Genomic DNA, 23,556 nt, shown 5'->3' on the forward strand with positions numbered 1-23,556 from the left:
CAGCGCATGACGACCGAGACGACGCCACCCGCAACCAACCCGCCCACACCGGCGCCCGTGCGCCGGTCGCGCCTGCGCCGGCTGCTGCGCGCGCTCGCATGGACGCTGCTGGCGCTGGTGTTGCTGGCCGGCGTGCTCTTGGGTGGCGCCTGGTGGTGGCTCGGCTCCGACCAATCGCTCGGCTTCACGCTGGCGCGCGCGGCACGCTACCTGCCGGCGGGCCAGACGCTGGAGAGCCGCGACGTGCACGGCTCGTTGCGCCGCGGCGGCCGCATCGGCTGGCTGCGCTACCAGAGCCCGGCGCTGTCTGTCGAAGTCAAGGGCGTCGACATCGGCTGGCAACTCGAGCCGCTGCTCAAGCGCAAGATCGAGCTCGGCGAGATCCATGCGGCCGAAGTGCTGGTCGAGCGCCGCGGCCCGGCCGAAGACAAGCCGGTGCAGCCGCTGGAGCCGATCGTGCTGCCGGTGGAGGTCGACCTGCCCTTCCGCATCGACCGGATCCGCTGGGCCGGCCCGCCGCCGCTCGAAGCGACGCAGCTCGAAGGCCGCTATCGCTACACCGACGCGCACCATCTGCTGGACCTGAAGGGCGTGGACGTCGCCGACGGGCACTACAGTGGCAACGTGAAACTGCAGGGTCCGGCACCGATGGCGATCGAGGCCGCGCTCGCCGCCCGTGTGCAGGCGCCGCTGACCGACGGACGCCGCCTCGAAGTCACCGGCACGGCCACAGCCAAGGGCACGCTCGCCGGCAACGATGCGCGGCTCGAAGTCGCGGCCGACCTGAAGCCTGCCAGCACCGACACGGCCGCGCCGATGCGGGCGCAACTGCTGGCCCACCTCGCGCCCTGGCTGCCGCAGCCGGTGATCGACGCCAGGGCCGAGCTGCAGAACGTGAACCTCGCCAGCCTCCTGCCCACCGCGCCCGCGACGCAACTCAGCGGCCAGGTGCTGGCCGGGCCCGGCGCCACGGGCAGCGGCATCGCCTGGCAGGCCAGCGCGGACATCCGCAATGCACTGCCGGGGCCATGGGACAGCGGCAAGCTGCCGGTCGAACAGATCCAGGGCCGCGCGCAATTCGATGGCGACAGCACCTGGACCGTGCCCGCGGCCACCGTGCGGGCCGGCGGCGGGCGCATCGATGCCTCGGGCCAATGGCGTCCCGCGCCGGCGCCGTGGCAAGGCCAGGTCACCGTGCGCAACGTGCGCCCCGGCGACCTGCACACGCAACTGGCCGGCGCGCCGGTGAGCGGCCAGGCGAAGGTCGAGCAGCGCGACGACGCGGTGGTGTTCGACGTCGACCTGCAGGCGCAGGGCGGCGCGGGCAGCCCGGCGCTGCAGGGCGTAAAGCTCGAACGCGCGCTCGCGCAGGGCCAGTGGAAAAACCAGGTGCTGGACCTGCGTACGCTGCGCATCGACGCGGCACGCACGCAGATCGACGGCACGCTGCAGTTGCGCGTGGCCGAGCAGGCCGGCAGCGGCAACCTGCGCGCGGTATTGCCGGGCGGCAGCGCCAAGGTACAGGGCCGCATCGCGCCCACGCAGGGCAGCGGCGAGATCCAGGCGACCGTGGCCGATGCAGCCTTGCTGCAACGCTGGGTCGAAAGCCTGCCCGGCCTGTCGAAGGTCTTCGCCGGCATGTCGGTGCAGGGCAACGCGCAACTCGACGCGCGCTGGCAAGGCGGCTGGCAGTCGGTGCAGCGCCGGCTGCAGAACGCGTCGGCGCCCGCCGCGCGCGGCACCGTCGAGCCGACGCTGCAGGCAACCCTCAACGCACCACGGCTCGACCTGCACATGCCGGCCGCGGCAGGCGCCGGCACCGCCCCGGTCGCGGCGAGCAACCCCATCCAGCTGCGCGGCCTGCGCGCCGAGATCGGCGGCAGCCTGGCACAGGCCACGTTGGCGCTGCAGGGCGACGTCCTCAGCGGCACCCAGAAGCTCACGCTCGACACGAAGGCCAGCGGCGGCATCGAGGCGACCGACCGCTGGCACGCCGCGATCGCCAGCCTGCGGCTCCAGGCACAGGACACCACGCGGCCCGGCCCCTGGACGCTGACGCTGCGCGACGCCGTGAGCGCCACCGTGCGTACCGGCGGATCGCAGTTCGAGATCGAGACGTCCGCCGGCGGTGCGGCCCTCCAGGGACCGGTGCCCGGTACCGTGCGGCTCGACTGGCAGCCGGTGCGCCTGCGCCAGTCGGGCACGGCGCCGCATCGCGCGCTGCGCGTGCAGTCCAAGGGCACGCTGCAGGGCCTGCCGATGGCCTGGGCGCAGGCGCTCTCGGACAACACCGCGCTGGCCGATGCCGGCATCACCGGCGACCTGCTGTTCGACGGCGCCTGGGACATCGACGCCGGCGACATGCTGCGTGCCAGCGCCAGCCTGTCGCGCCAGAGCGGCGACATCCGCGTGCAGGCCGGCGAGGCCGCGCTGGTCACGCGCATCCGCAGCCACGGCGCCGGCGCGCAGAGCGAGATCACGATGGAAACGTCGACCGGTGCGCAAGCCTCCGCGCCGCCCACGCCGGCCGGCGTGCGGCAGGCCGAGATCCGCGTGCAGACCGAAGGCGATGCCGTGAAGGCGAACCTGGTGTGGGACAGCGAGCGCGCTGGCGAACTGCGTGCCGAGGCCTCGACCCGTGTGCAGCAGCGCGACGGCGGCTGGCAGTGGGCCGATGACGCGCCGCTCGCCGGCCGCGTCACGGCGCGGTTGCCGAGCCTGGGCGTCTGGTCGATGCTGGCGCCGCCCGGCTGGCGCGTGGCCGGAACGCTGAACGCGGACGCCACGCTGGCCGGCACGCGCGCCGCACCGCGCTGGAACGGCACGCTCGGCGCCGACCAGCTCGCACTCAAGGCATTGGTCGAGGGCCTGGACCTGCACGACGGGCGCCTGCGCGCCACGCTGTCCGGCGAGCGGGTCGACATCACCGAATTCACGCTCAAGGGCGGCACCGGCAGCAGCGCGCGCATCGCGGGGCAGAGCGGCAACCGCAGCACCGTGTCGAGCGAGGCCGCGCGCGACGGCGGCACGCTGTCGGCGCGCGGCAGCCTGAGCTGGGGCGGCGCGGCGGCACCGGGCGCGTCCGGCATCCGGATGGACCTGCAGGGCCAACTGCGCGCGCTGCGCCTGCTGGTGCGCTCCGACCGGCAGGTCACGCTGTCGGGCGATCTGCAGGCGAAGCTCGATGCCGGCCAGCTCACGGTGCGCGGCAACCTCAAGACCGATCGCGCCGTGATCATCCTGCCCGACGAGACCGCGCCGAGCCTCGGCACCGATGTGGTCGTGCGCTCGGCCGCGAAGGACAAGGAAAACGCCGCCGCTGCCCAGCGCGAGATGGCGCGCAACAACGCGCAGATCGCCAAGCCCGACACCGCGAAACCGCCGGACATCGCCGTCAACTTCAACCTGGGCGACGACTTCGCGGTGCAGGGCCGCGGGATCACGACGCGGCTGGAGGGCGAGCTCGACATCCGCACGACGTCGCTGAGCGGGCCGCCGCGCATCACCGGCGAGGTGCGCACGGTCAAGGGCCAGTACCGCGCCTACGGGCAGCAGCTCGACGTCGAGACCGGGCTGGCGCGCTTCAACGGCCCGTTCGACAACCCGTCGCTCGACATCCTCGCGATCCGGCCGAACATCTCGCAGCGCGCGGGCGTCCAGGTCACCGGCACCGCGCAGGCGCCGCGGGTGCGCCTGTATTCGCAGCCCTCGCTGTCGGATGTGGAAACGCTGTCGTGGGTGGTGCTGGGCCGCGCGTCGGCCACCAGCGGCGGCGAATCGGTGCTGCTGCAGCAGGCCGCGCTGGCGCTGCTGGGCGGACTCGGCAAGGGCGGCACGGGCGGCAGCCTGGCCAGCCGCTTCGGCCTGGACGAGATCGGCTTCAAGGGACCGGGCAGCGGCGGCGACGTGCGCGAGTCGGCGGTGACCGTGGGCAAACGACTGGCCAACGACTTCTACCTCACCTACGAACGCAGCCTGGCCGGCACGCTGGGCACGCTCTACATCTTCTACGACCTGACCCAGCGCCTCACGCTGCGCGGGCAGGCCGGGCTGCAAAGCGGCATCGACCTCATCTACACGCTGAAATACGACTGAATGAACTGGTAAAGTCGCTGCCGCCCAAGTCCTCGTAGTTCAATGGATAGAACGGGGTCCTCCTAAGACTCAGATACAGGTTCGATTCCTGTCGAGGGCACCACCCGCGCTTCGGCATCAACGCCTTGCCGATCTGCAATGAATCACAACATTTCAGTCTTGAATGCGCTGCGGGCTCTTGCCGCGTTCTGGGTGATCACCGCGCACTGCGTGATCTGGGGCGGCGCCGCAACGTCGATCCCGCTCCCCTCTCCGAAGACCGCCGTCGACATCTTCATCGTGCTGTCGGGCTTCCTGATGTCGTACACGGTCACTGCCCGTGAGCCCAGGGAATCGATGTCGTCGAAGAAAAACTGGCTCCGCTTCTACATTCGGCGGTTCTTTCGCCTTGCGCCTGCGTACTACCTGTCTCTCGCACTCGCGGTCTTGCTGGCCGCCGACTTCCTGGGTGGCTATTCGCTGTTGCGCGGCCTGAACCCGGCCTTCTGGCAGGGCGACGTGGTCTATGACCCGGCGAACACGCGCTACACGGCGACGAACATCCTGCTGCACGTGTCCTTTCTGTTCGGCTTTCACCCCACGTATTCGTTCTCGACATTCCTGCCCGACTGGAGCATCGGGCTGGAGATGCAGTTCTACCTGGCCTTTCCGGCCATCTTTCTGGCCATGCGGCGCTTCGGCGCCGGATACGTCTGCCTGGTTCTCGCGGCGGTGTCGTTCGCTTTGGAACGAGCCCTCGCACAAGGAGCAACGGCGGAGACCATACCGGCTTTTTACGAGCCATCGCTGCTCGTCTTCCGGCTGCCGATCTTCCTGGCCGGCATGCTGCTCTTCGAGGCGGGGCGCACGACGGACCGGTCGGTGCGTACCGCCTACGCCTTGCTCGCCCTGGTGTTCTGTGCCCAGATGGGGCGCAGTTATGGTCTGGATGTCCTGTGGCTGCTCGGTGCCGTGGCACTGATGGCCGCCTGTGTGATTCCGGGTCGAGAGCCTCGCCGTCGTCTGCACATCCTCGATCGCGTCTGCGGTACGCGCGCCGTCACGTTCATGTCGGACGTTTCGTATTCGGTCTACCTGTTCCACGGATTTTTTCTGGCGATCGTCGGCTCCCGGGTCGGCCTTGCAGCCCACGCCATGGGCCTCTCGCTGAACGTGGGAACCCTCGGGATCTGGCTGGCCGTCGTTCCCCTGACCTATGCGTTTGCCTATGCCACGTACCGCATCGTCGAATTGCCCGGCATGCGGCTGGGCTCGGCACTGTGTGGCAGCCGGGCGGTGCCGAAGACGGCGGCCGGACGGTAGGACGACCGGCACGATCCCGGCGCAGACGGCCAGGAGTGAGTCAGCTCACCAGCATCTTCCGCTTCTGCTGGACAAACTCTTCCGGCGTCAGGATCCCCCTGTCGACCAGTTGCGCAAGGCGCTCGAGGCGACCGACCACGTCTTCCAGCGCGGTGCTGCCGCCAGGGCCAGGCGATGACCGTCGCATGGCGATGCGCCGGGCCTCGATCGCATCGCGTGCCCGGCTGCTGAAGGTCAACACCGTCTTCTTGCGAACGCGCTCGATCACGCGCTGGGCGCCGGCCTCTTCGATCACCAGCTTGCCGGAGAAGACACCGAGATGGCTGGACACCGCGTTGACCTTGACCAGGTCGATCGAGGTCTGCTGAAGCGTCTGCAGCCAGCCCTTGTGCAGGAACAGCAGGCGCCGGTCCGTCAGGGCGATCAACCAGTGATGTCCACCCATGGCACCCGCCGTGAAGCTCAACACGGGTTCGCGATCGGCGAGCACCTTGGGCAACTGCCGCAGTTCGCGTCGACCGAGCAGGCCGTTGTCACCCATGTCCTTGGCGATGCGCGCGCATTCGCGCTTCCTGTCCGTCGCTCTGGCGTTCTTGAAATCGAAAGGCATGACCCATCCTCGAGAGAGTCCGCCGTAGCGACGGCGGTTTGCATGTTGTTTCAATCAAGTCAACATTGACACAAACATGTTCTCACGTTGCGCGACCCGTGTGGGGCTCGCGATATCCCATGTTCGGGGGATGCCGAGGGTTTGCACTGAAGCTGCGCGACCCGATAAGCTGCCCGAATGCCTTCTTCCACGCTTCGTCGCCTCACCTTGCTTCTGCTCGCCGCCGCGGTGCTCATCGGCTGCTGGGTCACCCCGTTCGACCAACCCGCACGGGCGCAGATCGAGGCTGGACTGCAACGCGCGCTGACCGCGTTCGCGGCCGCACGGGCGCTCGGCGCGGTGATCTCGGTTGCCCAGGGCACGCAGCTGGATGTGACGCCCGGCGGCTTCGGCGTCAGCCTCGCGCCGGGGCAGGCGCTTCAGCCGCTGAACGAACTGGTCGATCGCTTCGGCGCCATCATGCTGGTCGCCAGCGTCGCGTTCGGCATCCAGCTCCTGTTGCTGAACATCGGCGCGCATGCCTTCGTGTCGGGGTTGGTGTCTGCGGCCGTGCTGCTCTGGCTGGTGCTGCGCTGGCGCAGCGGCGACGCACGCGCCGGACGCTGGCTGCAGCCGTTGCTGGTTGCCCTGCTGCTCGTGCGCTTCGCCGTGCCCCTGTCGGCGCTGACGAACGAAGCGATCTACCGCACCTTCATGGCCGACGAGTACCACGCGGCATTGGCCACGATCGAGAAATCGCCGGCTTCGGTCTCGGGCCGCGGTCTGGAATCCAATGTGGGCGGTGACGGATTGATCGAACGCATCCGCAACTGGTGGAAGAGCCTGCCCGACGTGAAGGCCGGCTACGACGCCATCCTGAACGCGGCGTCCGACTGGACGGCCAAGATGGTCCGGCTGATGGCGCTCTTCATCCTGCAGACGATCGTGTTGCCGATCGCCTTCCTGGCGGTGTCCTGGTGGACGATCCGCTGGGCAATGTCCGGCCTGGCGCCGGCACGCTGAACCTCTGTCGTCAGCCCACCAGGCGGGCGATGTCGGGCCAGCAAACCACGGCCAGCAATAACAGCAGCGCGAACGACAGCGCCGAAATGCCGGCCATCAACCTGGATGCAAACAAGCCTTGGGCGGCTTCTGCCTTGGCGGGGCGCGGTGCGGGTGGAGCAGGTGGCGTCTTGGCGGCATCGGCCCGAACAGCGGCCGGAGGAGTTGCCTCGACCGGCTCGGGCAAGGCGTCCCACTTGCTGGCCCACGGCGCGATGTGAACGTCAGCCGCACCGGCTGACGTGTTGGAGGATGGTCCGGAATGTGGCTCTGATGCCATGTGATGGCTCCCTTGCATGCAATGCAGGCAAGCGTGCCAGCATCGTTCTTCGTCTGAACGCCAAGTGCACACAAAAGTTCACGATTCCGTGAATTACGACGCAACCACCCCCGCGCTGATCAAGGCTTTCCAGGGCGCCGGCCAGCGCGCCTGCTCGGGCGCTCGGCCGTACGTGCCGCCACGGTATCGATCAATTCGCCAAGGCCGGACTCCATCGGCAGATCCCGCAGAGCGTCTTCGGCCACCGTGTTCTGGCAACCGGTGCGTGCCTTCAGCCAGGCGGCCAGCACGCGGGCGGCAAAACTCGATGGTCGCGAATCGGCCCGCCATCTTTCAAATTTGCCCAAACCCTCCTCGTCCAGCATGCCCACCTTTTAGATACAAAGTGGCACTAATGTATCTTTTTGCAAGGAGATTGCCATGTGCCGTTCGGCGGATCGCCAGGGCATCGACGATCGCCGCTGCGGCGCGGCACCGGCGGGCGGCCGATCCGCGCTCCGGGACTAGAAGTGGATGTCTGCCTTCAGCATGGGCGTCTTGGCCAGGGAGCCCGGCACGCTCGACGGATTGCCGAACTTGTTGCGCCAGTACTGGTAGCCCACGCCGATGCGGAAGGCGTTCTTGCTCCATCCCATGGGCGTACCCACGTCGTACATGACCGCTGCATCGATGTTGGTTTCAGGCGCCGTCGGGCCGCCGAATTCGTTCGTGCCCTTCGAGGCGATGTAGTTCATGTAGCCCTCGAACGACAGACCCGTGCTGCCGATCGGAATGCCCCATGCCAGGTTCAGCATCGCATGCGTGTCGTAGGTGTAGCGCTTGGTGATGCCGACCGGCTGGTTGCTCTCGCTCAGTGCGAACAGGCTCACGGTCAGGAAGCCCGGCACGTCCATCGACAACGTCGGCCCGACCACCAGCATCCGCTTGCGCGAGGAATAGCCCGGGTCGTTCTTGGTGTTCCAGTCGAAGCCGGCGGTCAGGCCAAGTCCGCGCACCGGCCCGAACTTGAAGTCCTTGCCGGTCACGCGGCCGAGGTCCAGCGTATGGCGATACACCACATAGGCTTCTTGTGCATTGCTGTCCGTGCCGTCCGAATTCAACAGGTCCACATTGAAGAAGTTGCTGCCGTACTTGTAGCCGTTGGCGTAGGTCAGGTTGATGATGTTCTTCTTGATGTCCTGTCCGTTGTAGGGCTCCTGGAAGTCGGTGCCGTATCGGTAGCCGATCGAGGTGTCGCTCCATTCGACGGCCTGGGCCTGCTGCAGGCCGACCACCAGGGCCAGGGAGGTCAATGCGCGTACTGCAATGTGGGATTTCATCGTGAGTTCTGGGTGTTGAGTTTGTTGAAGATGCAAGTCCACACGCGGCGTCCGATGTCCACGGCTCTCATCCTCCCTCGTCCCGACCCTCGCACTCCGCCGCGCACGGTCGCTCAGCAACAAGCGTGCCCAGATGTTTTCAGATGTAAACCGCCGTCGCGGCCGCCCCGGCCGGCGCAGCCACACGGCGCGCGGCGATGCATTCGGCAAGGTATTCGGCGTCGCGCGCCACGCCGGAAAAGCGTCCCGACCCCCACGTGTGCAGCCAGGGCAAACCGAGGAAGTACAGCCCGGACACACCCGTCACGCCGCGCAGGTGCACCGGCTCGCCGCGCCCGTTGAAGACCGGCGCGTCGACCCAGCCGAAGTCCGGCAGGAAGCCGATGCACCACACCACGCTGGTGATGCCCGAGGCACGCAGGCTCAAGGTGGTGCGTTCGTCCTTCGGCGTCCATACCGGCTGGTAGACATCGCCCGGCGGCGCGTCGATGCCCTTCGCGGCGATGTACTTGTCGATCGACGCATTGATGCCGTTGAAGATCCGGTCGGCATGGTCGAGGTTGTCGCGCAGGTTCGGCTTGAACTCGAGCGTGTCGCCGTCCAGCCCGGTCATCAGGCCATAGAGCTCCATGCCTTCCAGCGCGAATCGGCGCAGGTCGATGTCGCGGCCTCCGTCACGGCCGGTCACGTAGTGGTTGGTGTTGTCGCGCACGCCTTCGCGCAATGGATGCTCGGTGACCGGCATGTCGTAATAGTTCATGTCGGCCAGCCAGTCGACCACGTCCTTGCCGCGGTAGAAGCGCGCGCAGCGCGGCGCATTGCCGGTGGCCAGGTAGACCTTGCGGCCCGCCAGGTGCAGGTCTTCGGCGATCTGCGAGCCGGACTGGCCGCAGCCGACCACGAGCACCGCGCCCTCGGGCAACTGGGCCGGATTGCGGTACTGCGCCGAGTGGTACTGCACGATCGACGCCGGCAGCTTTTCGGCCATGCGCGGTACCACCGGCTTGTGATAGCCGCCCGACGCCACCACGACCTGATCGGCCGTGAAGCGGCCAACGCTGGTGTCGATGGTGTAGTGCGATGCCTCGCCGGAACCTGCAACGCGCGACACCTTGTCGACCGTCACGCCTTCGAGCGCGGGCGCCTGCACCTGCTCGACGAAGCCGGCGAGCCAGGTGTTGATCTCGTCCTTCACCATGAAGCCGTGCGGATCGCTGCCGGTGTACGACCAGCCCGGCAGGTTGCATTGCCAGTTGGGCGTGACGAGGCAGAACGAGTCCCAGCGCTGGGTGCGCCACGAATGCACGAGCGTGCGCTTCTCGATCACGAGGTGGTCGACGCCGCGCTGCTGCAGGCAATGGCTGAGCGACAGGCCGGACTGGCCGCCGCCGACGATGACGACGCTGTAGTGGGTTGTCTTGGGAGTCATGGTGTCTCTTTCGGTGGGAATGAAGGGCGCGGGCGGATCAGTCGAAGGCCACGACCATGACCTGCGCATCGGTCTGGTCGCTGAAGCGCGCCGCGATGTGTTCGATCTCCGCGAGCTGGTCCATCGCCTGCGAGCAGGCAAAGCCGAACTTGGCGCGCACGCGTTCCGACGCGATGCCGAGCGCCTCGCGTGTGCGCCCGAGGAAGTCCGGCAGCGCATAACGCTCGCCGGGGGTGAGAAAGTCCTGCACGACGAGCGACGGCGAATAGCAGCGCGTTTCGCTCTGGTCGGGCCAGCGGACGTGGAAATGCATGACGGGCATGAAAAGGCTCCTCAACGATGGTGGGTGCGCAGGGTGTCCGCGGCGGCGCCACGCAGGCCATCGCGGTAGAGCTGCGCATGACGGGCCGCACTCGCGACCCAGCTGAATCGCTCGCCCAGGCGCGCGGCCGATGCGGCGATGCGGGACGGTGACCGATCGGCCAGGGCGGCCCGCAGCGCCTCGGCGATCGATGCCACATGCGTGGGCTCGGCCCAGTGGCAGTCGCCGTCATCGAGGTATTCGGTGAAAGGCGCGATGCGCGACACGACCACCGGCACGCCGCTCGCCAGCGCCTCCAGCGTCACCAGCCCAAAGCCCTCGTTGAGCGACGGCATCGCCACGGCATCGGCCAGGCGGTAGAGCGCTGGGATGTCGTCGTCGGGCAGCGCACCGGTCAGCACGATCGTGCGGCCGGGGCCGATGGCCAGGTCGCTCGCCTGCGCCAGCGCGGCGAAGTCGCGACCGTACTGCGCGTGATCGAGCAGGCTCGCGCCACCCGCGACCACGAGCTGCGCATCGGGACAGGCGGCGCGCAGCAGCACGAAGGCCTGCAGCAGGCGCAGCGTGTTCTTGCGCTCCTCCACGCCGCCCAGCGCGAGCACCACCGGCGCACCGGTGCGCACGCCAAGGCGCCCGGCCAACGTGGCGTCACCCGGTGCGCGAACGGGACTGAAGCGCCCCTGCTGCAGGCCGTTGCGCACCTCTTGCGCATCGACGCCGTGACGCCGCGCCAGGATGTCCTTCCAGAGGCCGCTCACGCAGAACACCTGGCGCGCCGCACGAAAGCCGCGCGACTGCCAGCGCATGAGCTGCAGGTCGTCGAACACCTCGAGGTGATGCACGGTGCGCACGAAGCCGTCGATCAGCCCGCCCGCCCGCAGGTTGGCCAGCGCATTGCCGCCGATCGGGTCGTGCGTGTGCAGCACGTCGAAGTGCGTGGTCTGCAGCAGCTCGCCGATGGAAGCGGTGAAGGCATCGATGCGCGTGCCGACCATCTCCACCATGTCGCGCGGCGTCGGCCCGACCGGGATCAGCCGGGTCGCGCAGCGCACCGGTCGGAAGAAGCGCTGGCCGGGCGACGCCGGTGCCATCACCGTCACGTCGTGGCCTGCATCGTGCAGCGCGTGGGCCAGCTCGAGCGTGTGGACCACGCCACCGCGCGGGTTGACCGAGTGGGTCAGCAGACCGATGCGCAGCGGTCTTTCTGCGGCGGTCTCAGGCACGGGACACCTGCCCTTCTTCCGGCTCGCAGATGAACGCGTCCTGCTTCAGGTCCCAGAGCAGCGCGTGGTCGTCGCCCTGGCGCAGCACCAGCGTGCGCGTGTCGTTCACCTCGCCGATCACGTTGCAGGCGATGTCGCGCGCCGCAAAGCGGGTGAGCACCGCGCCGAGCTTTTCGGGCCGCACGCTCAGCACGAAGCCGAAGCTCGGAAAGGACGTGAGCCAGCGCAGCATCGGCACGCCTTCGGGCCGCGGGATCGCATCGAGGTCGATCGTTGCGCCGACCTTCGAGCATTCCAGCAGCATCAACGAGGTGCCGACGGCGCCGGCCATGCTGATGTCCTTGGCCGCATCGCAGAGTCCGGCCTCGGCCAGCTCGGGCAGCAGTTCGAGATCGGCCCGCAGGCGCGCGCCGGGCGCCGTGGTCGATGCGTTCCAGTACGGGAAGGGCTCCTGGTAGGCACCGCGCAGGTCCACCGCCATCACCAGCAGGTCACCCGGCCGCGCAGCGAAGCTGGTCAGCAGCTTCTTCGCATGGCCCAGGATCGCGACGGCCAGCTGGGGCCGCGCGCTGCGGTTGTTGCTGTGGCCGCCGACGATCGGCACGCCGTACTTCGCCGATGCATCCGCCATGCCCTTGAGCATCTGGTCGGCCGGCTGCATGCCGACGCTCCACATCGCGTCGACCACCGCGGTCGGCCGTCCGCCCATCGCATAGATGTCGCTGACGTTGACCATCACGCCGGAGTAGCCGGCAAACCAGGGCATGCGCTCGATGAAGTCCTCGACCAGGCCTTCGATGGCGAACAGCAGGTAGCCGCCGTGGCCGTCGGGAATGGCCGCGCAGTCGTCGCCGACCGGCACGGCCTGGGCCAGGTCTCCCGCGCCGCCGGGCAGCGACTGCCCGAGCGCGGCGACGATGTCGCTGATGTCGCGCTTGTGCGCGAAGCCGCGGCTCTCGCGCAGTGCGGTGGCGATCTCCTGGAGCGCCGTTGCATTGCGCCCTCTCCCTCCGGGAGAAGGTTGGGGTGAGGGCATCGGGCCTTCAATGGGTGCAGCTGCCTTATCCACGGCTGCCGCCCTCACCCTGCCCTCTCCCGGACGGAGAGGGAAAAGAAGAACGTGCGCGCGAGACGAAGCCGCTCACCGGGTCATGGCACGGCGGGTAGAAGGACAGGTCGGGCTGCATCTCGGCATGCGGGCGGCCGTGGATGTTCAAGATACCCGTCGTGCGCCAATGCAGCTTGTGGAACAGTGCCTCGTTCTGCGCCTGCACGTGCGCCATGAAGGTGTGGCAGCCCTGTGCATGCGCGCGCGTCACCGCCAGCCGGATCAGCGTCGCACCCAGATGTCCCTGGCTGCGAAAGGCGGCATGCACCGCGAGCCGCGAGCCCCACCACACGCCGGGCGAGGCTTCATGGATGCGCACGGTGCCGACCACCTGGTCCGGCATGCCGCCGATGCAGGACATCGCCACCAGCAGTTGCGCCTGGTCGTCGACTGCATCGCGATCGTCGCCGACGAAGATGCCCTGCTCGATGCAGAACACCGCGCGACGCAGCGCGTGCGCCTCGTCGCGCTCCCACTGCTGCGCGGCCTCGCGCACCAGGAACTCGACCGGCGTGTAGTGCACGACCGGGTCGACGACGTCATCGATGCAGCTCATGGCGTGCTCCCGGTTCAGGACTCGTAGACCGAAAGCGACGAGCACGCACCGCACTTGCCGCAGCCCGCCTTGATGTCGCTCGACCGCAGGTTGGCCGCCGCCACGCGCTCGCCGAGCGGCTGCAGGATCGACTTCATGAACTCCGGCGTCGGCGCGGGATGGTCTTCCAGCGGTGTGCCGCTGATCGGCACGAAAGGCACGACGAAGGGGTACACGCCCAGCGCGAGCAGTTGGTCGCAGATATCGAGGATCGCCTCGCGCGTGTCGCCCAGCCCGGCCAGGATGTAGGTGCTGACCTGTCCGCGGCCGAACACGGCGACGGCCGCCTCGAAGGCGCTCATGTAGCGCGAGATCGGCACGCTGGCCTTGCCCGGCATGATCTTCTCGCGCACGGCCGGTGTCACCACTTCGAGGTGCATGCCCAGCGTGTCGATGCCGGCGGCCTTCATGCGATGGAACCACTGGTCGTCGTCCGGCGGCTCGCACTGGCCCTGGATCGGAATGTCGACCGCGGCCTTGATCGCGAAGGCGCTCTCGCAGAGGATCCGTGCGCCGCGGTCGGTCGCGTTCGGCGTGCCGGTGGTCAGCACCATGTGCTTCACGCCGTCGAGCAGCACCGCGGCGCGCGCCACCTCGGCGAGCTGCTCGGGCGTCTTGCGTGCCACGGTGCGGCCGGCCGCGAGCGACTGGCCGATCGCGCAGAACTTGCAGGTCTTCTTGCGGCTCTCGTAGCGGATGCAGGTCTGCAGCACCGTGGTCGCGAGCACATCGCTGCCGTGCAGCGTGGCGATGTGGCCGTAGGGCACGCCATCGAAGGTCTGCATCTTCGTGAAGCGCGGCTGCTTCGGAAAGCTGATGCTGGCGATCGGAATGCTGCCGCGCGTGATCGTGCTGTTGCCCATCGCGTCGGGCGCCTGCGCGGTGAAGGGCGAGTTCCACGCGGTCGACGTGTGCACCGGCACCATGATCGTGTGGCCGTCGACCGTGACGGCCTTGTGGTCGGACGGGCCTGCGCCGCCGCGGCGGCTGGCCGCACCGGCCGAAGGGTCAACCAGCCGCAACCCGAAGGACTGCAACTCGGTCATCAACTGGCGGCTGGACGGATGGGTCGGCGGCGTTGCGGTGGTCATGGAGGCTCCCGGTCGAGGTGGTGGAAAGAGGTGCGCCCGCAGGCATCGCGAAGGTGGTCGCGGCGGGGCGCTCGTTGATGGCCAGGCTCAGCAGTTCGGGCCGCGCGTAGTGGCCGACCGAATCCATCATTCGCTTGCGCTTGGTGATGAGCGCCATGTCGAGGTCGGCGACGACCATGCCTTCGCCTTCGGTCAGCGGCGGCGCGAGGTGCTTGCCTTCGGGCGAGACGATCGCCGTGTGGCAGCCGCCGCGCAGCGCCTTCTGCAGGCCGGCATCGGGCGTGATGGCGGTGATCTGCGCATCGGTGAGCCAGCCGGTCGCGTTGACGACGAAGCAGCCCGATTCGAGCGCGTGATGGCGGATGGTCACTTCCATCTGTTCCGCGAAGATCGGCCCGACCAGCGAGCCGGGAAACTGCGCGCAGTGGATCTCTTCGTGCTGCGCCATCAGGCTGTAGCGCGCGAGCGGGTTGTAGTGCTCCCAGCAGGCCAGCGCGCCGACGCGGCCGACCGCGGTGTCGACCACCTTCAGCCCCGCCGCATCGCCCTGGCCCCAGATCATCCGCTCGTGGTACGTCGGCGTGATCTTGCGGCGCTTGAGCGCGAGCGTGCCGTCGGCGTCGAACAGCAACTGCGTGTTGTAGAGGCTGCCATGGTCGCGCTCGTTCACGCCCAGCACCACGACCACGCCGCGGGCGCGCGCGCGCTCGGCCACGGCCTGCGTGACCGGGCCCGGCACCACCACCGACCGCTCCATCAGCCGGATGTGCGCCGGCCCCTGCAGCACGGGCGGCTGCACGAAGGAGAAGTAGGGGTAGTACGGCACGAAGGTCTCCGGGAAGACCACGATCTGCGCGCCCTTCGCGGCGGCCTGGTCGATGGCCTCGCACACCTTGTTCAAGGTGCCGTCGTGGCTGTCGAAGTCGGGCGCGATCTGGACTGCGGCAGCGCGGACGATGCGTGATGCACTCATGGCAGGCCTCGTGCGCTCAAAGCGTCCAGGTGTCGAGGATCACCGCGCCGGCCTTCTTGTGCAGCAGCACGATGTCCAGCACGTCGAGCGGGTTGATCGGCGTGATGCCCGGGATCAACGCGCCCTCGCCGTGGCCGTACAGCGCCTGCAGCGCGAAGCGGCAGGCGTAGACCTTGCCGCCCTCTTCCATGAACTTGACGATCTGCTTGTTGAAGTTCTGGTGGCCGGGGAAGGCTTCGTCGCCCAGCGTCGGAAAGCCGCGCTGCACGCCGAGCGTGACGCCGGGGCCGTACAGCAGCACCGAGGTTTCATAGCCCTTGCGCTTGAGCCGCGTGGCCTGCAGCAGGTTGACGAAGCCGATCGAGCCTTCGAAGGCCACGGTGTGGAAGGTGACGAGCGCCTTCTCGCCGGGCTCGGCCTTCACGTCCTCGAAGACTTTTTCTTCGTAGTCGACAAGGTGGTCGCCGGTGACGTTCGGGGCTTTGGTGACTTTGGGCATGGGGTGGCTCCAGTGAATGAACGAGGGATGAAGGTGTTGCGCGCCCTTCTCCTTCGCATGCGATGTGCCACCCGCCGACGGCCTTGATCCGATCAACTCGCGATCAATCAGATGCGGTGCGCCATGCGGCCGATGAAAAAAATTTTCGGCCCCGAAAAGTCGGCGTCGACAGACGCCTGACCGCGCGTTTTCGCACCCGAAAGAGGCATTGATCGTGCGATCAATGCACCCGATCAATGGATCGTCGTGCACGCGATCCATGCATTTCTGCCCTCTGTACGCGGCACGGAACATGCGTTCATCCCATCAGATCAATGCAATCAATGAATGCGATCAAGTCACCATGAACAAGCACATCCAGCTGTGGCAGAAACGCCTTGAAACCAGTGACAAACCGGCTTACCTCTTACTGGCCGACTTGATCGCCGAAGACATCCGCACCGGCCGCCTCACGGCCCGCGACAGGCTGCCCACGCTGCGCGACCTGGCGGCCGATCTGCGGCTCAACTACACGACCGTGGCGCGCGGTTACGCGGAGGCGCGCAAGCGCGGGCTGATCGACTCGCGCGCGGGCACCGGCACCTTCATCCGCGGCACCAGTCCCGCGCTGCCGCTGCGCGGTGGCGGCACCGCCGAGATGACGATGAACCTGCCACCGGAGCCGCAGGACGCGGCGCTGATCGACCGCATGAAGGACAGTGCATCGCGCCTCATGGCCGACACCGACATGTACGACCTGCTGCGCTACCAGGACTTCGGCGGCAGCGTGCGCGACCGCGAGGCAGCCATGCAGTGGCTGCGGCCGCGCCTGCCCGACTGCCGGCTCGACCAGATGCTGGTGTGCCCCGGCATCCACAGCGTGCTGGCCGCGCTGTTCTCGCAACTGGCGCGGCCGGGCGAGCTGATCTGTGTCGAGGCGCTGACCTACCCTGGCGTGAAGGCGATCGCGACGCAGCTCGGCATCCAGCTGCATGCCTTGCCGCTGGACGAGGAAGGCCCGATGGGCGAATCGTTCGAGCACGCCTGCAAGACGCTCAAGCCGAAGGCGCTCTACGTGAACCCGACGCTGAACAACCCGACGACTGCCACGATCTCTCGTGCGCGCCGTGAAGCGCTGGCCGACATCGCGCTGCGCTATGCCATTCCGATCATCGAAGACGACGCCTACGGACTGCTGCCGCGCCAGATGCCGCCGGCCATCGCGACGATGGCGCCCGACCTGACCTACTACATCACCGGCTTCTCGAAGACGCTGGGCGCCGGGCTGCGCAATGCCTATGTGCGCTCGCCGAGCGCACGCCAGTCGCAACGGCTGGCCGGCGCGTTGCGCGCCACCACGGTGATGGCGTCACCGATCACCAACGCACTCGCCACGCTGTGGGTGGAAGACGGCACGGCTGACGCGATGCTGCAGGCGGTGCGCAATGAGTCGAACGCGCGCATCGCGCTCGCGATGCGGCATCTGGGCAGCTATGGCGTGGCCGCGCCCAGTGAGAGCTTTCACCTGTGGCTGCCGCTGTCGTCGGCCTGGAGCACGGTCGAATTCGCGTCGTACCTGCGCACGCAGAACGTCGGCGTGGTGGCGAGCGCGGCGTTCTCGACCGACGGCATGCCGCCCGAAGCCGTGCGCATCTGCCTGGGCGGACCGATGTCGCGCGACGAGTGCAACGACGCGCTGCGCCTGATCGCCGACACGCTCGCCCATCCACTGCATCCGCATGCGACGGTGATGTAGCGCTTTACGGGTAGCACGTCATGGAGCGCCCTGGATGGCGTCCCTTGGACTGCACTCCACCAAGGTTGTAGGCAAGCGTAGGTTGCGGACGACGCCGAGCGTGCCTGATCCCGCACGCCCGCTCCTCGGCCTGCGTTTAGCCTGAAGGCTCACCAAACCTATTCGGGAGACCTTCATGAAAAGCATCGTTCTCTGGCTCTGCGGCGTACCGCTCGTGGTCATCATCGGTCTGAAGGTCTTCGGCATCCTTTGAGGCGACGGTTCCTCCTCCCGGCGCACTTGCTGCGTCGTTGCAAAGCGCCCTTCGGGGCGCTTTTTTTTGGCTGTGATCCGTACGGCTGGTTGCGGGTTGCTCGGAGCGCGTTGCGGTTGTGGAGAGGCGTCGGCGGGTGGGATGTCTTGGGGCGGCAGACGGCTCCGGTCCTTCGGACTTCGCTGCTGCTCCTCGCTCCAGGCGGGGTCCGCAGAACTCGCTCCACTGCGTTCCACTCAAACAGCTGCGGCCCTCATCCGCCTTCCACTGCGGTGCTCGCCGGAGCCGGACAGCCGCCCCAAGACATCCCACCCACCGACGCCCGACACCGGCGTTGGGCATCCGCGACGCTGCGGCTGTTGGACTGTTGGTTACTGCGTCGAGGCGCACACATCCGTCGAACACCCTCAAGCGCCCGGTATGCGGTGCAGTCCAGGCGATTCCCTTCTGTACCGCTGAGGAGCGCAGCCTTCCGCGGATCAGGGCTCGCCCTTGTTTGAGCGCAGCGAGTTTGGGCGGGACCCCGCGGAAGGCGAGCACCGCAAGGGAGCCCGAAGGGCCGGTACAGCGGGTCGCCTGGACTGCACCGCATGCCGGGCGCGCTCCCCAACGTCCGGGGGACGCCACAAGCCAACAGCGCTACACAACGTCAACGCCGCTCACAACCCATATCGCACGATGCACGATGAGCAGCGACAGCAATGAGACAAGCCCTATCGCTCGCTCAACGCCACGAGCCCCTGCGCCCCCACACGCTCGAACACGAGCACGGCCGCCGCCAGATCCTCCAGCGCCGTACCGACCGACTTGAACACGGTCCGCCCCGTCGCAGCGCCGCGTCCCTGCACCACCGCACGCGCCAGGTCTTCCAGCATGCCCGCCACGGAGGATGCATCGAACACGCCGCGCGACATCGGCCCGAGCAGTTCACCGCTCTTCTGCAGCGCCTCCGCCGTGTCGACCACGATCCGCGCGCCCGCAAAGCATGCGTCGTCGGCCTCGCGCATCTGCGGCGTGAAGCTGCCGATCAGGTCGAGGTGACTGCGAGGACCCAGCCATGCGCCCTGCACCACCGGACTCGTGGCCAACGTCGCGCAGCTCACGATGTCGGCGCGGGCTGCAGCCGCTGCCAGGTCCGTCGCGGCGACAGCGTCCACGCCGCCCAGCCGCAGCTTGCCGGCGAGCGCTTCGGCCTTGGCCGGCGTCCGGTCCCAGACCGTCACCTGTTCGATCGGCAACACGGCACGGTATGCCTCTGCCAGCAGGCTGCCGACCCGGCCCGCGCCCACCACCAGCAGGCTGCGTGCCGTGGGTAGCGCCAAATACGACGCCGCCAGCGCCGAAGCCGCCGCGGTGCGGCGCGACGTGATCTCGTCGCCATCGATCTGCGCCAGCGGCACGCCGGTCTGCGCGTCGTAGAGCACATAGGTCGAGAACAGCCCCGGCAGCCCGCGCGCCGCGTTGCCGGGAAAGATGTTGACCGTCTTGATGCCCAGGTACGCGCCGGGTTGCCAGGCCGGCATGATCAGCACCGTTCCGCTGGCACCGGCATCCGTCGGCAGCGTGTGCGTGTGCCGCAGCGGCACTTCGCAACCGCTCGCGAACATGTCGCGCAAGGCGGGAATCAGCCGGTCGAATGGCAAGGCTTCGCGCGTTGCGGTGGCATCGATGAATTGCATGATGGCCTCGTTGACCGTGGATCGACCGTTGGTGAAAGACTGCTGGCGAACGGATGCGCCAGTGCCGTCAATGCGTGTCGCGACGCAACGCCTGCACGTCGGCGTGCAGCGACTGCGCCCACGCCCGCCGCTCCTGGCCGAACGACGGCTGCGGCTCGCCGAAGCGCACGATCGCCAGCAGCGGCGGCGCCCTCAGCGTGCGCCACAGCGAGGTTGCCAGGTTGTCGTCGTCGATGTAGCGCGGCGCCTGGCTGGTCTCGCCGGTCGCCGCATCGGCGTAGCGGATCGCGGCTGGCTGCACCGGTGCGCCGGACGAGATCGCAGCCTGCAGCAGGTTCGCGTGAAATGGCAACAGCCCGCGGCCATCGCTCGTCGTGCCTTCGGGGAAAACGGCGATCAGGTCGCCCTTGCGCAGCGCATCGGTCATGTGGTGCACCACGCGCAGAGCGTCGCGCCGGCGCTCGCGTTCGATGTAGAGCGAGCCGGCGCCGTCCGACAGCGTGCCGATCAGCGGCCAGTGGCGCACGCCCGACTTCGACACGAAGCGCACGTGGCGGGCCGCATGGATGGTGAGGATGTCCAGCCACGACAGGTGATTGGCGACCAACAGCAGCGGCCCCTGCGCGGGCGGTGTGCCCTGCACCGTGAGCCGGACGCCCATGATCGCGAGCATCCCCAGCGCCCAGGCCTGAACGCGTGCTTCGCGCTCGGCCTGCGTGAGCTTGGGGAAGGCGAAGCGGATCGTGAACCAGCCGCCGAACGCGTGCCCGATGGCGCGCAGCAGCCTCCACCATGCAGAAAGCGCGTTCATCGGCCGCCCTCAGCGCTGCGCGACGATCCGGCCGCCAACCAGCGTCGTGCGGACCTGGCCGCGCATCGCATAACCGGCGAAGGGCGTGTGCTTGCCCTGGCTCTTCAACGCCTCGGGCACGACCTGCCATTCGGCCGACGGGTCGACCACGCAGAGGTCCGCCGGGCCGCCCACCGCGAGCCGGCCCAAAGCGGCGCCCGGCGCACCCAGCAGCGCAGCGGGCGCCGAGGTCACGACCTCGAGCGCACGCAACAGACCGGCGCCGCTCTGCTCGCCCCATTGCAGCGCGAGTGGCAGCAACAGCTCGAAGCCGGTGGCGCCGGGCTCGCTCTCGGCGAAAGGCAAGGTCTTGGCGTCGGCATCGACCGGCGTGTGGTCGGACACCAGCGCGTCGATCGTGCCGTCGGCCAGCGCGGCCGACAACGCATCGCGATCGCGCTGCTGGCGCAACGGCGGATTGAGCCGCGCGCGGCTGTCGAAGTAGCCGATGTCGTTGTCGGTCAGGTGCAGCGAGTTGATGCTCACGTCGCAGGTCACGTCCAGGCCTTCGGCGCGTGCCGCACGCACCAGCGCCACGCCCGCCGCGCTTGACAGGCGGCACAGGTGCACGCGTGCGCGGGTCCCCTTCATGAGCTCGAAGATCGTGAAGAGCGCGATCGTTTCGGCCGACACCGGCACGCCGGCCAGGCCGAGCCGCGTGGCCAGCGGACCGCTGGCCGCCACGCCCTTGCCGAGGTCGCGGTCCTGCGGGCGCAGCCACACGGTGTAGCCGAAGGTGCTGGCGTACGACAGCGCGCGCTGCAGCACCTGCGTGCTGCCCAGCGGCACGTCGGCCTGGGTGAAGCCGACGCAGCCGGCCTCGATCAGCGCAGCCATCTCGGTCAGCACCTCGCCGGCCAGACCGCGGGTGAGCGCGCCCAGCGGGAAGATGCGCGAGCGCTGCAGCTTCTGCGCGCGGAACTGCAGCATCTCGACCAGGCCGGCCTCGTCCAGCACCGGGTCGGTGTCGGGCATGCAGACCAGGCTGGTGATGCCGCCAGCCACCGCAGCGGCCGTCTCGCTCTCGAGCATGCCTTCGTGCTCGTAGCCCGGTTCGCGCAGCCGCGCCGCGACGTCGACCAGGCCGGGCGTGACGAGGCAACCTGCGGCATCGATGACGCGCTCGGCATTGAAGCCGGCCGGCACGTCGCCGATCGCCACGATCACGCCATCGGCGATCGCGACCGACGCCAGCGCGTCGAGGCCCGAAGCCGGATCGATCACCCGGCCGTTTGAAATGAGGATGTTCATGCTTCGTTGCCCGCGACGATGCTCATGACGGCCATGCGTACCGCGATGCCGAAAGTGACCTGCGGCAGGATCACGCTCTGCTTGCCGTCGACCACCGCCGAGTCGATCTCGACGCCGCGGTTGATCGGGCCCGGATGCATCACGATCGCGTCCGGCTTGGCGAGCTGCAGCTTCTCCGGCGTGAGGCCGTAGGTCTTGAAGAATTCCTGGCTCGACGGCAGCAGCGCGCCGCTCATGCGCTCGTTCTGCAGGCGCAGCATGATCACCACGTCGCAATCCTTGATGCCTTCCTCGAGCGTGTGGCACACGCGCACACCCATCGCGGCCATGTCGGCCGGCACCAGCGTCTTGGGGCCGACCACGCGCACTTCGGCGCAGCCCAGCGTGGTCAGCGCATGGATGTCGGAACGCGCGACGCGCGAATGCAGCACGTCGCCGACGATCGCGACCGTGAGGTTCGCGAAGTCCTTCTTGTAGTGGCGGATCGTGTACATGTCGAGCAGCCCCTGCGTCGGATGCGCATGGCGGCCGTCACCGGCGTTGACCACATGCACATGCGGCGCCACGTGCTGCGCGATCAGGTAGGGCGCGCCCGACTCGCTGTGGCGCACGACGAAGATGTCGGCGGCCATCGCGGACAGGTTGGCGATGGTGTCGAGCAGCGACTCGCCCTTGCTCGCCGAAGAGCGCGCGATGTCCAGGTTCAGCACGTCGGCCGACAGCCGCTTGGCCGCGATCTCAAAGGTCGTGCGGGTGCGCGTCGAGTTCTCGAAGAAGAGGTTGAACACGCTCTTGCCACGCAGCAGCGGCACCTTCTTCACCTCGCGGTCGCTCACGCTGGTGAAGTTGGCAGCGGTGTCGAGGATGTGCGTGAGGATGCTCTTGGGCAGCCCCTCGATCGACAGCAAATGGATCAGCTCGCCGTTCTTGTTGAGCTGCGGATTGCGCTTGTAGAGCACTCAGGCCTCCTTGACGTCGAAGCTGAAGGCGCCCGATTCGCTGCGCGCCAGCGCGAGCGACTGCGTGTCCGGCAGCGCAAGTTGCGCGGCGGCGAAATCCGCCGCCACCGGCAGTTGGCGGCCGCCACGGTCGACCAGCACGGCCAGCCGCACGCTGGCGGGCCGGCCGAAGTCGAACAGCTCGTTGAGCACCGCGCGGATCGTGCGGCCGGTGTAGAGCACGTCGTCGAGCAGCAGCACGTCGGCGCCGTTCACGTCGAAGGGCAGCGCGGTCTGGGCACTCGACGACAGGCCGCGCCGCGCGAAGTCGTCGCGGTGCATGGCCGACGAAATGACGCCGGGCGCGCCGGGCAGGCCCAGGTCTTTCTGCAGCCGCTCGACCAGCCAGGCGCCGCCGGAGGTGACGCCGACCAGCCGGGTGTCGGGGCGCAGCAGCGCCTTCACGCCCTGCAGCAGGGCGAGGTAGAGCCCTTCGGCTTCGGGAATGGAACTCACGGAAGACTCCTTAGAAACTGTTCCAGGATGATGCAGGCCGACGCGGCGTCGGCGTCGCGCGCGCCGGACGAGAGCGCCTCGGTCGTGCTGTAGCGCTCGTCGACCTCGTACACGGAGAGGTTGAATCGGCCGCGCAGCTGGCGCGCGAACTTCTGCGCGGCGCGCGTGTTCTCGTGCGGCGCGCCATCGGGATGCAGCGGCACGCCGATCACCAGCGCGTCGGGTTGCCATTCGCGGATGCGGGCCTCGACCTGGGCGAAGCGCGCGTCGCCTTCAGCCTTGATCGTCGGCTGCGGCGACGCGGTGCGCAGCAGCCGGTTGCCGGTGGCGACACCGGTGCGCTTCTTGCCGTAATCGAAGGCGAGAAAGCTCTGGAAGTGGGCGGGGACGGGCGCAGGAACGTGGGGGACGGGCGCTGAAACGGGCACGGTCGGGCTGTCGGACATC

22 protein-coding genes and 1 tRNA gene are annotated in these 23,556 nt (G+C 68.4%); 5 read left to right on the forward strand and 18 right to left on the reverse strand.

The genetic code is table 11. The features are described from left to right. Positions 1 to 6 precede the first annotated feature (6 nt). From AC07PZ_RS18625 to AC07PZ_RS18635, 3 genes are all read left to right on the forward strand, one after another. Complete coding sequence (locus AC07PZ_RS18625; protein WP_495296616.1) at positions 7 to 4,095, forward strand: translocation/assembly module TamB domain-containing protein; 4,089 nt, start codon at positions 7 to 9, stop codon at positions 4,093 to 4,095. A 28-nt stretch (positions 4,096 to 4,123) separates the two neighbouring features. Further along, a tRNA-Arg gene (locus AC07PZ_RS18630) sits at positions 4,124 to 4,198 on the forward strand. Between the two features lie 35 nt (positions 4,199 to 4,233). Continuing rightward, positions 4,234 to 5,397 carry an acyltransferase family protein gene (locus AC07PZ_RS18635; protein ID WP_495296617.1) on the forward strand — a complete coding sequence of 388 codons (1,164 nt, stop codon included), beginning with the start codon at positions 4,234 to 4,236 and terminating at the stop codon, positions 5,395 to 5,397. Positions 5,398 to 5,437: 40 nt separating this feature from the next. On the opposite strand, the gene AC07PZ_RS18640 is transcribed toward AC07PZ_RS18635, so the two are convergent. Continuing rightward, positions 5,438 to 6,007, reverse strand: a complete 570-nt coding sequence (locus AC07PZ_RS18640; protein ID WP_495296618.1) for a PH domain-containing protein — start codon at positions 6,005 to 6,007, stop codon at positions 5,438 to 5,440. A 177-nt stretch (positions 6,008 to 6,184) separates the two neighbouring features. Between AC07PZ_RS18640 and AC07PZ_RS18645 the strand changes: the two genes are divergently transcribed. Continuing rightward, positions 6,185 to 7,009, forward strand: coding sequence for a hypothetical protein (locus AC07PZ_RS18645; protein WP_495296619.1), 825 nt, complete (start codon positions 6,185 to 6,187; stop codon positions 7,007 to 7,009). A gap of 10 nt (positions 7,010 to 7,019) precedes the next feature. Here the strand turns inward: AC07PZ_RS18645 and AC07PZ_RS18650 are convergent, their stop codons facing one another. The 11 genes from AC07PZ_RS18650 to AC07PZ_RS18700 form a co-directional block, all read right to left on the reverse strand. Beyond that, on the reverse strand, positions 7,020 to 7,328 hold the full coding sequence (locus AC07PZ_RS18650; protein WP_495296620.1) for a hypothetical protein: 309 nt from the start codon (positions 7,326 to 7,328) through the stop codon (positions 7,020 to 7,022). Between the two features lie 119 nt (positions 7,329 to 7,447). Continuing rightward, complete coding sequence (locus AC07PZ_RS18655; protein WP_495296621.1) at positions 7,448 to 7,693, reverse strand: hypothetical protein; 246 nt, start codon at positions 7,691 to 7,693, stop codon at positions 7,448 to 7,450. Positions 7,694 to 7,831: 138 nt separating this feature from the next. Further along, complete coding sequence (locus AC07PZ_RS18660) at positions 7,832 to 8,647, reverse strand: outer envelope protein (protein ID WP_495296622.1); 816 nt, start codon at positions 8,645 to 8,647, stop codon at positions 7,832 to 7,834. 139 nt (positions 8,648 to 8,786) lie between these two features. After that, positions 8,787 to 10,076 (reverse strand): MSMEG_0569 family flavin-dependent oxidoreductase, encoded by a 1,290-nt coding sequence (locus AC07PZ_RS18665; protein ID WP_495296623.1) that lies wholly within the window; start codon positions 10,074 to 10,076, stop codon positions 8,787 to 8,789. A 37-nt stretch (positions 10,077 to 10,113) separates the two neighbouring features. Then, positions 10,114 to 10,398 carry an MSMEG_0570 family nitrogen starvation response protein gene (locus tag AC07PZ_RS18670; RefSeq protein ID WP_495296624.1) on the reverse strand — a complete coding sequence of 95 codons (285 nt, stop codon included), beginning with the start codon at positions 10,396 to 10,398 and terminating at the stop codon, positions 10,114 to 10,116. Between the two features lie 11 nt (positions 10,399 to 10,409). After that, the gene (locus tag AC07PZ_RS18675) at positions 10,410 to 11,621 is read right to left on the reverse strand and encodes an MSMEG_0565 family glycosyltransferase (protein WP_495296625.1); all 1,212 of its coding nucleotides are present in this window, start codon (positions 11,619 to 11,621) and stop codon (positions 10,410 to 10,412) included. Continuing rightward, positions 11,614 to 12,657 (reverse strand): sll0787 family AIR synthase-like protein, encoded by a 1,044-nt coding sequence (locus AC07PZ_RS18680; protein ID WP_495296626.1) that lies wholly within the window; start codon positions 12,655 to 12,657, stop codon positions 11,614 to 11,616. The genes AC07PZ_RS18675 and AC07PZ_RS18680 overlap by 8 nt, the downstream gene beginning before the upstream one ends. 25 nt (positions 12,658 to 12,682) lie before the next feature. After that, positions 12,683 to 13,285 (reverse strand): MSMEG_0567/Sll0786 family nitrogen starvation N-acetyltransferase, encoded by a 603-nt coding sequence (locus AC07PZ_RS18685; protein WP_495296627.1) that lies wholly within the window; start codon positions 13,283 to 13,285, stop codon positions 12,683 to 12,685. A gap of 14 nt (positions 13,286 to 13,299) precedes the next feature. After that, the gene (locus AC07PZ_RS18690) at positions 13,300 to 14,370 is read right to left on the reverse strand and encodes an MSMEG_0568 family radical SAM protein (protein WP_495296799.1); all 1,071 of its coding nucleotides are present in this window, start codon (positions 14,368 to 14,370) and stop codon (positions 13,300 to 13,302) included. After that, positions 14,333 to 15,388, reverse strand: coding sequence for a Nit6803 family nitrilase (locus AC07PZ_RS18695; protein WP_495296628.1), 1,056 nt, complete (start codon positions 15,386 to 15,388; stop codon positions 14,333 to 14,335). Before AC07PZ_RS18695 ends, AC07PZ_RS18690 begins: the two co-directional genes overlap by 38 nt. A 16-nt stretch (positions 15,389 to 15,404) precedes the next feature. Next, on the reverse strand, positions 15,405 to 15,887 hold the full coding sequence (locus AC07PZ_RS18700; protein WP_495296629.1) for an MSMEG_0572/Sll0783 family nitrogen starvation response protein: 483 nt from the start codon (positions 15,885 to 15,887) through the stop codon (positions 15,405 to 15,407). Positions 15,888 to 16,230: 343 nt separating this feature from the next. Here AC07PZ_RS18700 and AC07PZ_RS18705 point away from each other — a divergent pair, with 343 nt between their 5' ends. Continuing rightward, a complete protein-coding gene (locus AC07PZ_RS18705) occupies positions 16,231 to 17,622 on the forward strand; it encodes an aminotransferase-like domain-containing protein (RefSeq protein WP_495296630.1) in 1,392 nt (463 codons plus the stop codon). Between the two features lie 966 nt (positions 17,623 to 18,588). Here AC07PZ_RS18705 and lhpI read toward each other — a convergent pair. The 6 genes from lhpI to ruvX form a co-directional block, all read right to left on the reverse strand. Then, positions 18,589 to 19,554, reverse strand: a complete 966-nt coding sequence (gene lhpI / locus AC07PZ_RS18710; RefSeq protein WP_495296631.1) for a bifunctional Delta(1)-pyrroline-2-carboxylate/Delta(1)-piperideine-2-carboxylate reductase — start codon at positions 19,552 to 19,554, stop codon at positions 18,589 to 18,591. Between the two features lie 67 nt (positions 19,555 to 19,621). After that, positions 19,622 to 20,365 (reverse strand): lysophospholipid acyltransferase family protein, encoded by a 744-nt coding sequence (locus tag AC07PZ_RS18715; RefSeq protein ID WP_495296632.1) that lies wholly within the window; start codon positions 20,363 to 20,365, stop codon positions 19,622 to 19,624. A 9-nt stretch (positions 20,366 to 20,374) separates the two neighbouring features. Next, positions 20,375 to 21,655, reverse strand: a complete 1,281-nt coding sequence (locus tag AC07PZ_RS18720; RefSeq protein ID WP_495296633.1) for a dihydroorotase — start codon at positions 21,653 to 21,655, stop codon at positions 20,375 to 20,377. Next, a complete protein-coding gene (locus tag AC07PZ_RS18725; protein ID WP_495296634.1) occupies positions 21,652 to 22,614 on the reverse strand; it encodes an aspartate carbamoyltransferase catalytic subunit in 963 nt (320 codons plus the stop codon). The genes AC07PZ_RS18720 and AC07PZ_RS18725 overlap by 4 nt, the downstream gene beginning before the upstream one ends. Then, the gene (gene pyrR, locus AC07PZ_RS18730; protein WP_495296635.1) at positions 22,615 to 23,109 is read right to left on the reverse strand and encodes a bifunctional pyr operon transcriptional regulator/uracil phosphoribosyltransferase PyrR; all 495 of its coding nucleotides are present in this window, start codon (positions 23,107 to 23,109) and stop codon (positions 22,615 to 22,617) included. Then, positions 23,106 to 23,555 carry a Holliday junction resolvase RuvX gene (gene ruvX / locus AC07PZ_RS18735; protein WP_495296636.1) on the reverse strand — a complete coding sequence of 150 codons (450 nt, stop codon included), beginning with the start codon at positions 23,553 to 23,555 and terminating at the stop codon, positions 23,106 to 23,108. Before ruvX ends, pyrR begins: the two co-directional genes overlap by 4 nt. Position 23,556 lies beyond the last annotated feature (1 nt).

This window comes from Variovorax sp. GW821-FHT10B04 (genome assembly GCF_059415645.1).

Bases quoted from the DNA above. Each gene is read 5' to 3' on its own strand.
- AC07PZ_RS18625 (WP_495296616.1), top strand. From the start codon at position 7: ATGACGACCGAGACGACGCCACCCGCAACCAACCCGCCCACACCGGCG.
- AC07PZ_RS18635 (WP_495296617.1), top strand. From the start codon at position 4,234: ATGAATCACAACATTTCAGTCTTGAATGCGCTGCGGGCTCTTGCCGCG.
- AC07PZ_RS18640 (WP_495296618.1), bottom strand. From the start codon at position 6,007: ATGCCTTTCGATTTCAAGAACGCCAGAGCGACGGACAGGAAGCGCGAA.
- AC07PZ_RS18645 (WP_495296619.1), top strand. From the start codon at position 6,185: ATGCCTTCTTCCACGCTTCGTCGCCTCACCTTGCTTCTGCTCGCCGCC.
- AC07PZ_RS18650 (WP_495296620.1), bottom strand. From the start codon at position 7,328: ATGGCATCAGAGCCACATTCCGGACCATCCTCCAACACGTCAGCCGGT.
- AC07PZ_RS18655 (WP_495296621.1), bottom strand. From the start codon at position 7,693: ATGCTGGACGAGGAGGGTTTGGGCAAATTTGAAAGATGGCGGGCCGAT.
- AC07PZ_RS18660 (WP_495296622.1), bottom strand. From the start codon at position 8,647: ATGAAATCCCACATTGCAGTACGCGCATTGACCTCCCTGGCCCTGGTG.
- AC07PZ_RS18665 (WP_495296623.1), bottom strand. From the start codon at position 10,076: ATGACTCCCAAGACAACCCACTACAGCGTCGTCATCGTCGGCGGCGGC.
- AC07PZ_RS18670 (WP_495296624.1), bottom strand. From the start codon at position 10,398: ATGCCCGTCATGCATTTCCACGTCCGCTGGCCCGACCAGAGCGAAACG.
- AC07PZ_RS18680 (WP_495296626.1), bottom strand. From the start codon at position 12,657: ATGCCCTCACCCCAACCTTCTCCCGGAGGGAGAGGGCGCAATGCAACG.
- AC07PZ_RS18685 (WP_495296627.1), bottom strand. From the start codon at position 13,285: ATGAGCTGCATCGATGACGTCGTCGACCCGGTCGTGCACTACACGCCG.
- AC07PZ_RS18690 (WP_495296799.1), bottom strand. From the start codon at position 14,370: ATGACCGAGTTGCAGTCCTTCGGGTTGCGGCTGGTTGACCCTTCGGCC.
- AC07PZ_RS18695 (WP_495296628.1), bottom strand. From the start codon at position 15,388: ATGAGTGCATCACGCATCGTCCGCGCTGCCGCAGTCCAGATCGCGCCC.
- AC07PZ_RS18700 (WP_495296629.1), bottom strand. From the start codon at position 15,887: ATGCCCAAAGTCACCAAAGCCCCGAACGTCACCGGCGACCACCTTGTC.
- AC07PZ_RS18705 (WP_495296630.1), top strand. From the start codon at position 16,231: ATGAACAAGCACATCCAGCTGTGGCAGAAACGCCTTGAAACCAGTGAC.
- lhpI (WP_495296631.1), bottom strand. From the start codon at position 19,554: ATGCAATTCATCGATGCCACCGCAACGCGCGAAGCCTTGCCATTCGAC.
- AC07PZ_RS18715 (WP_495296632.1), bottom strand. From the start codon at position 20,365: ATGAACGCGCTTTCTGCATGGTGGAGGCTGCTGCGCGCCATCGGGCAC.
- AC07PZ_RS18720 (WP_495296633.1), bottom strand. From the start codon at position 21,655: ATGAACATCCTCATTTCAAACGGCCGGGTGATCGATCCGGCTTCGGGC.
- ruvX (WP_495296636.1), bottom strand. From the start codon at position 23,555: ATGTCCGACAGCCCGACCGTGCCCGTTTCAGCGCCCGTCCCCCACGTT.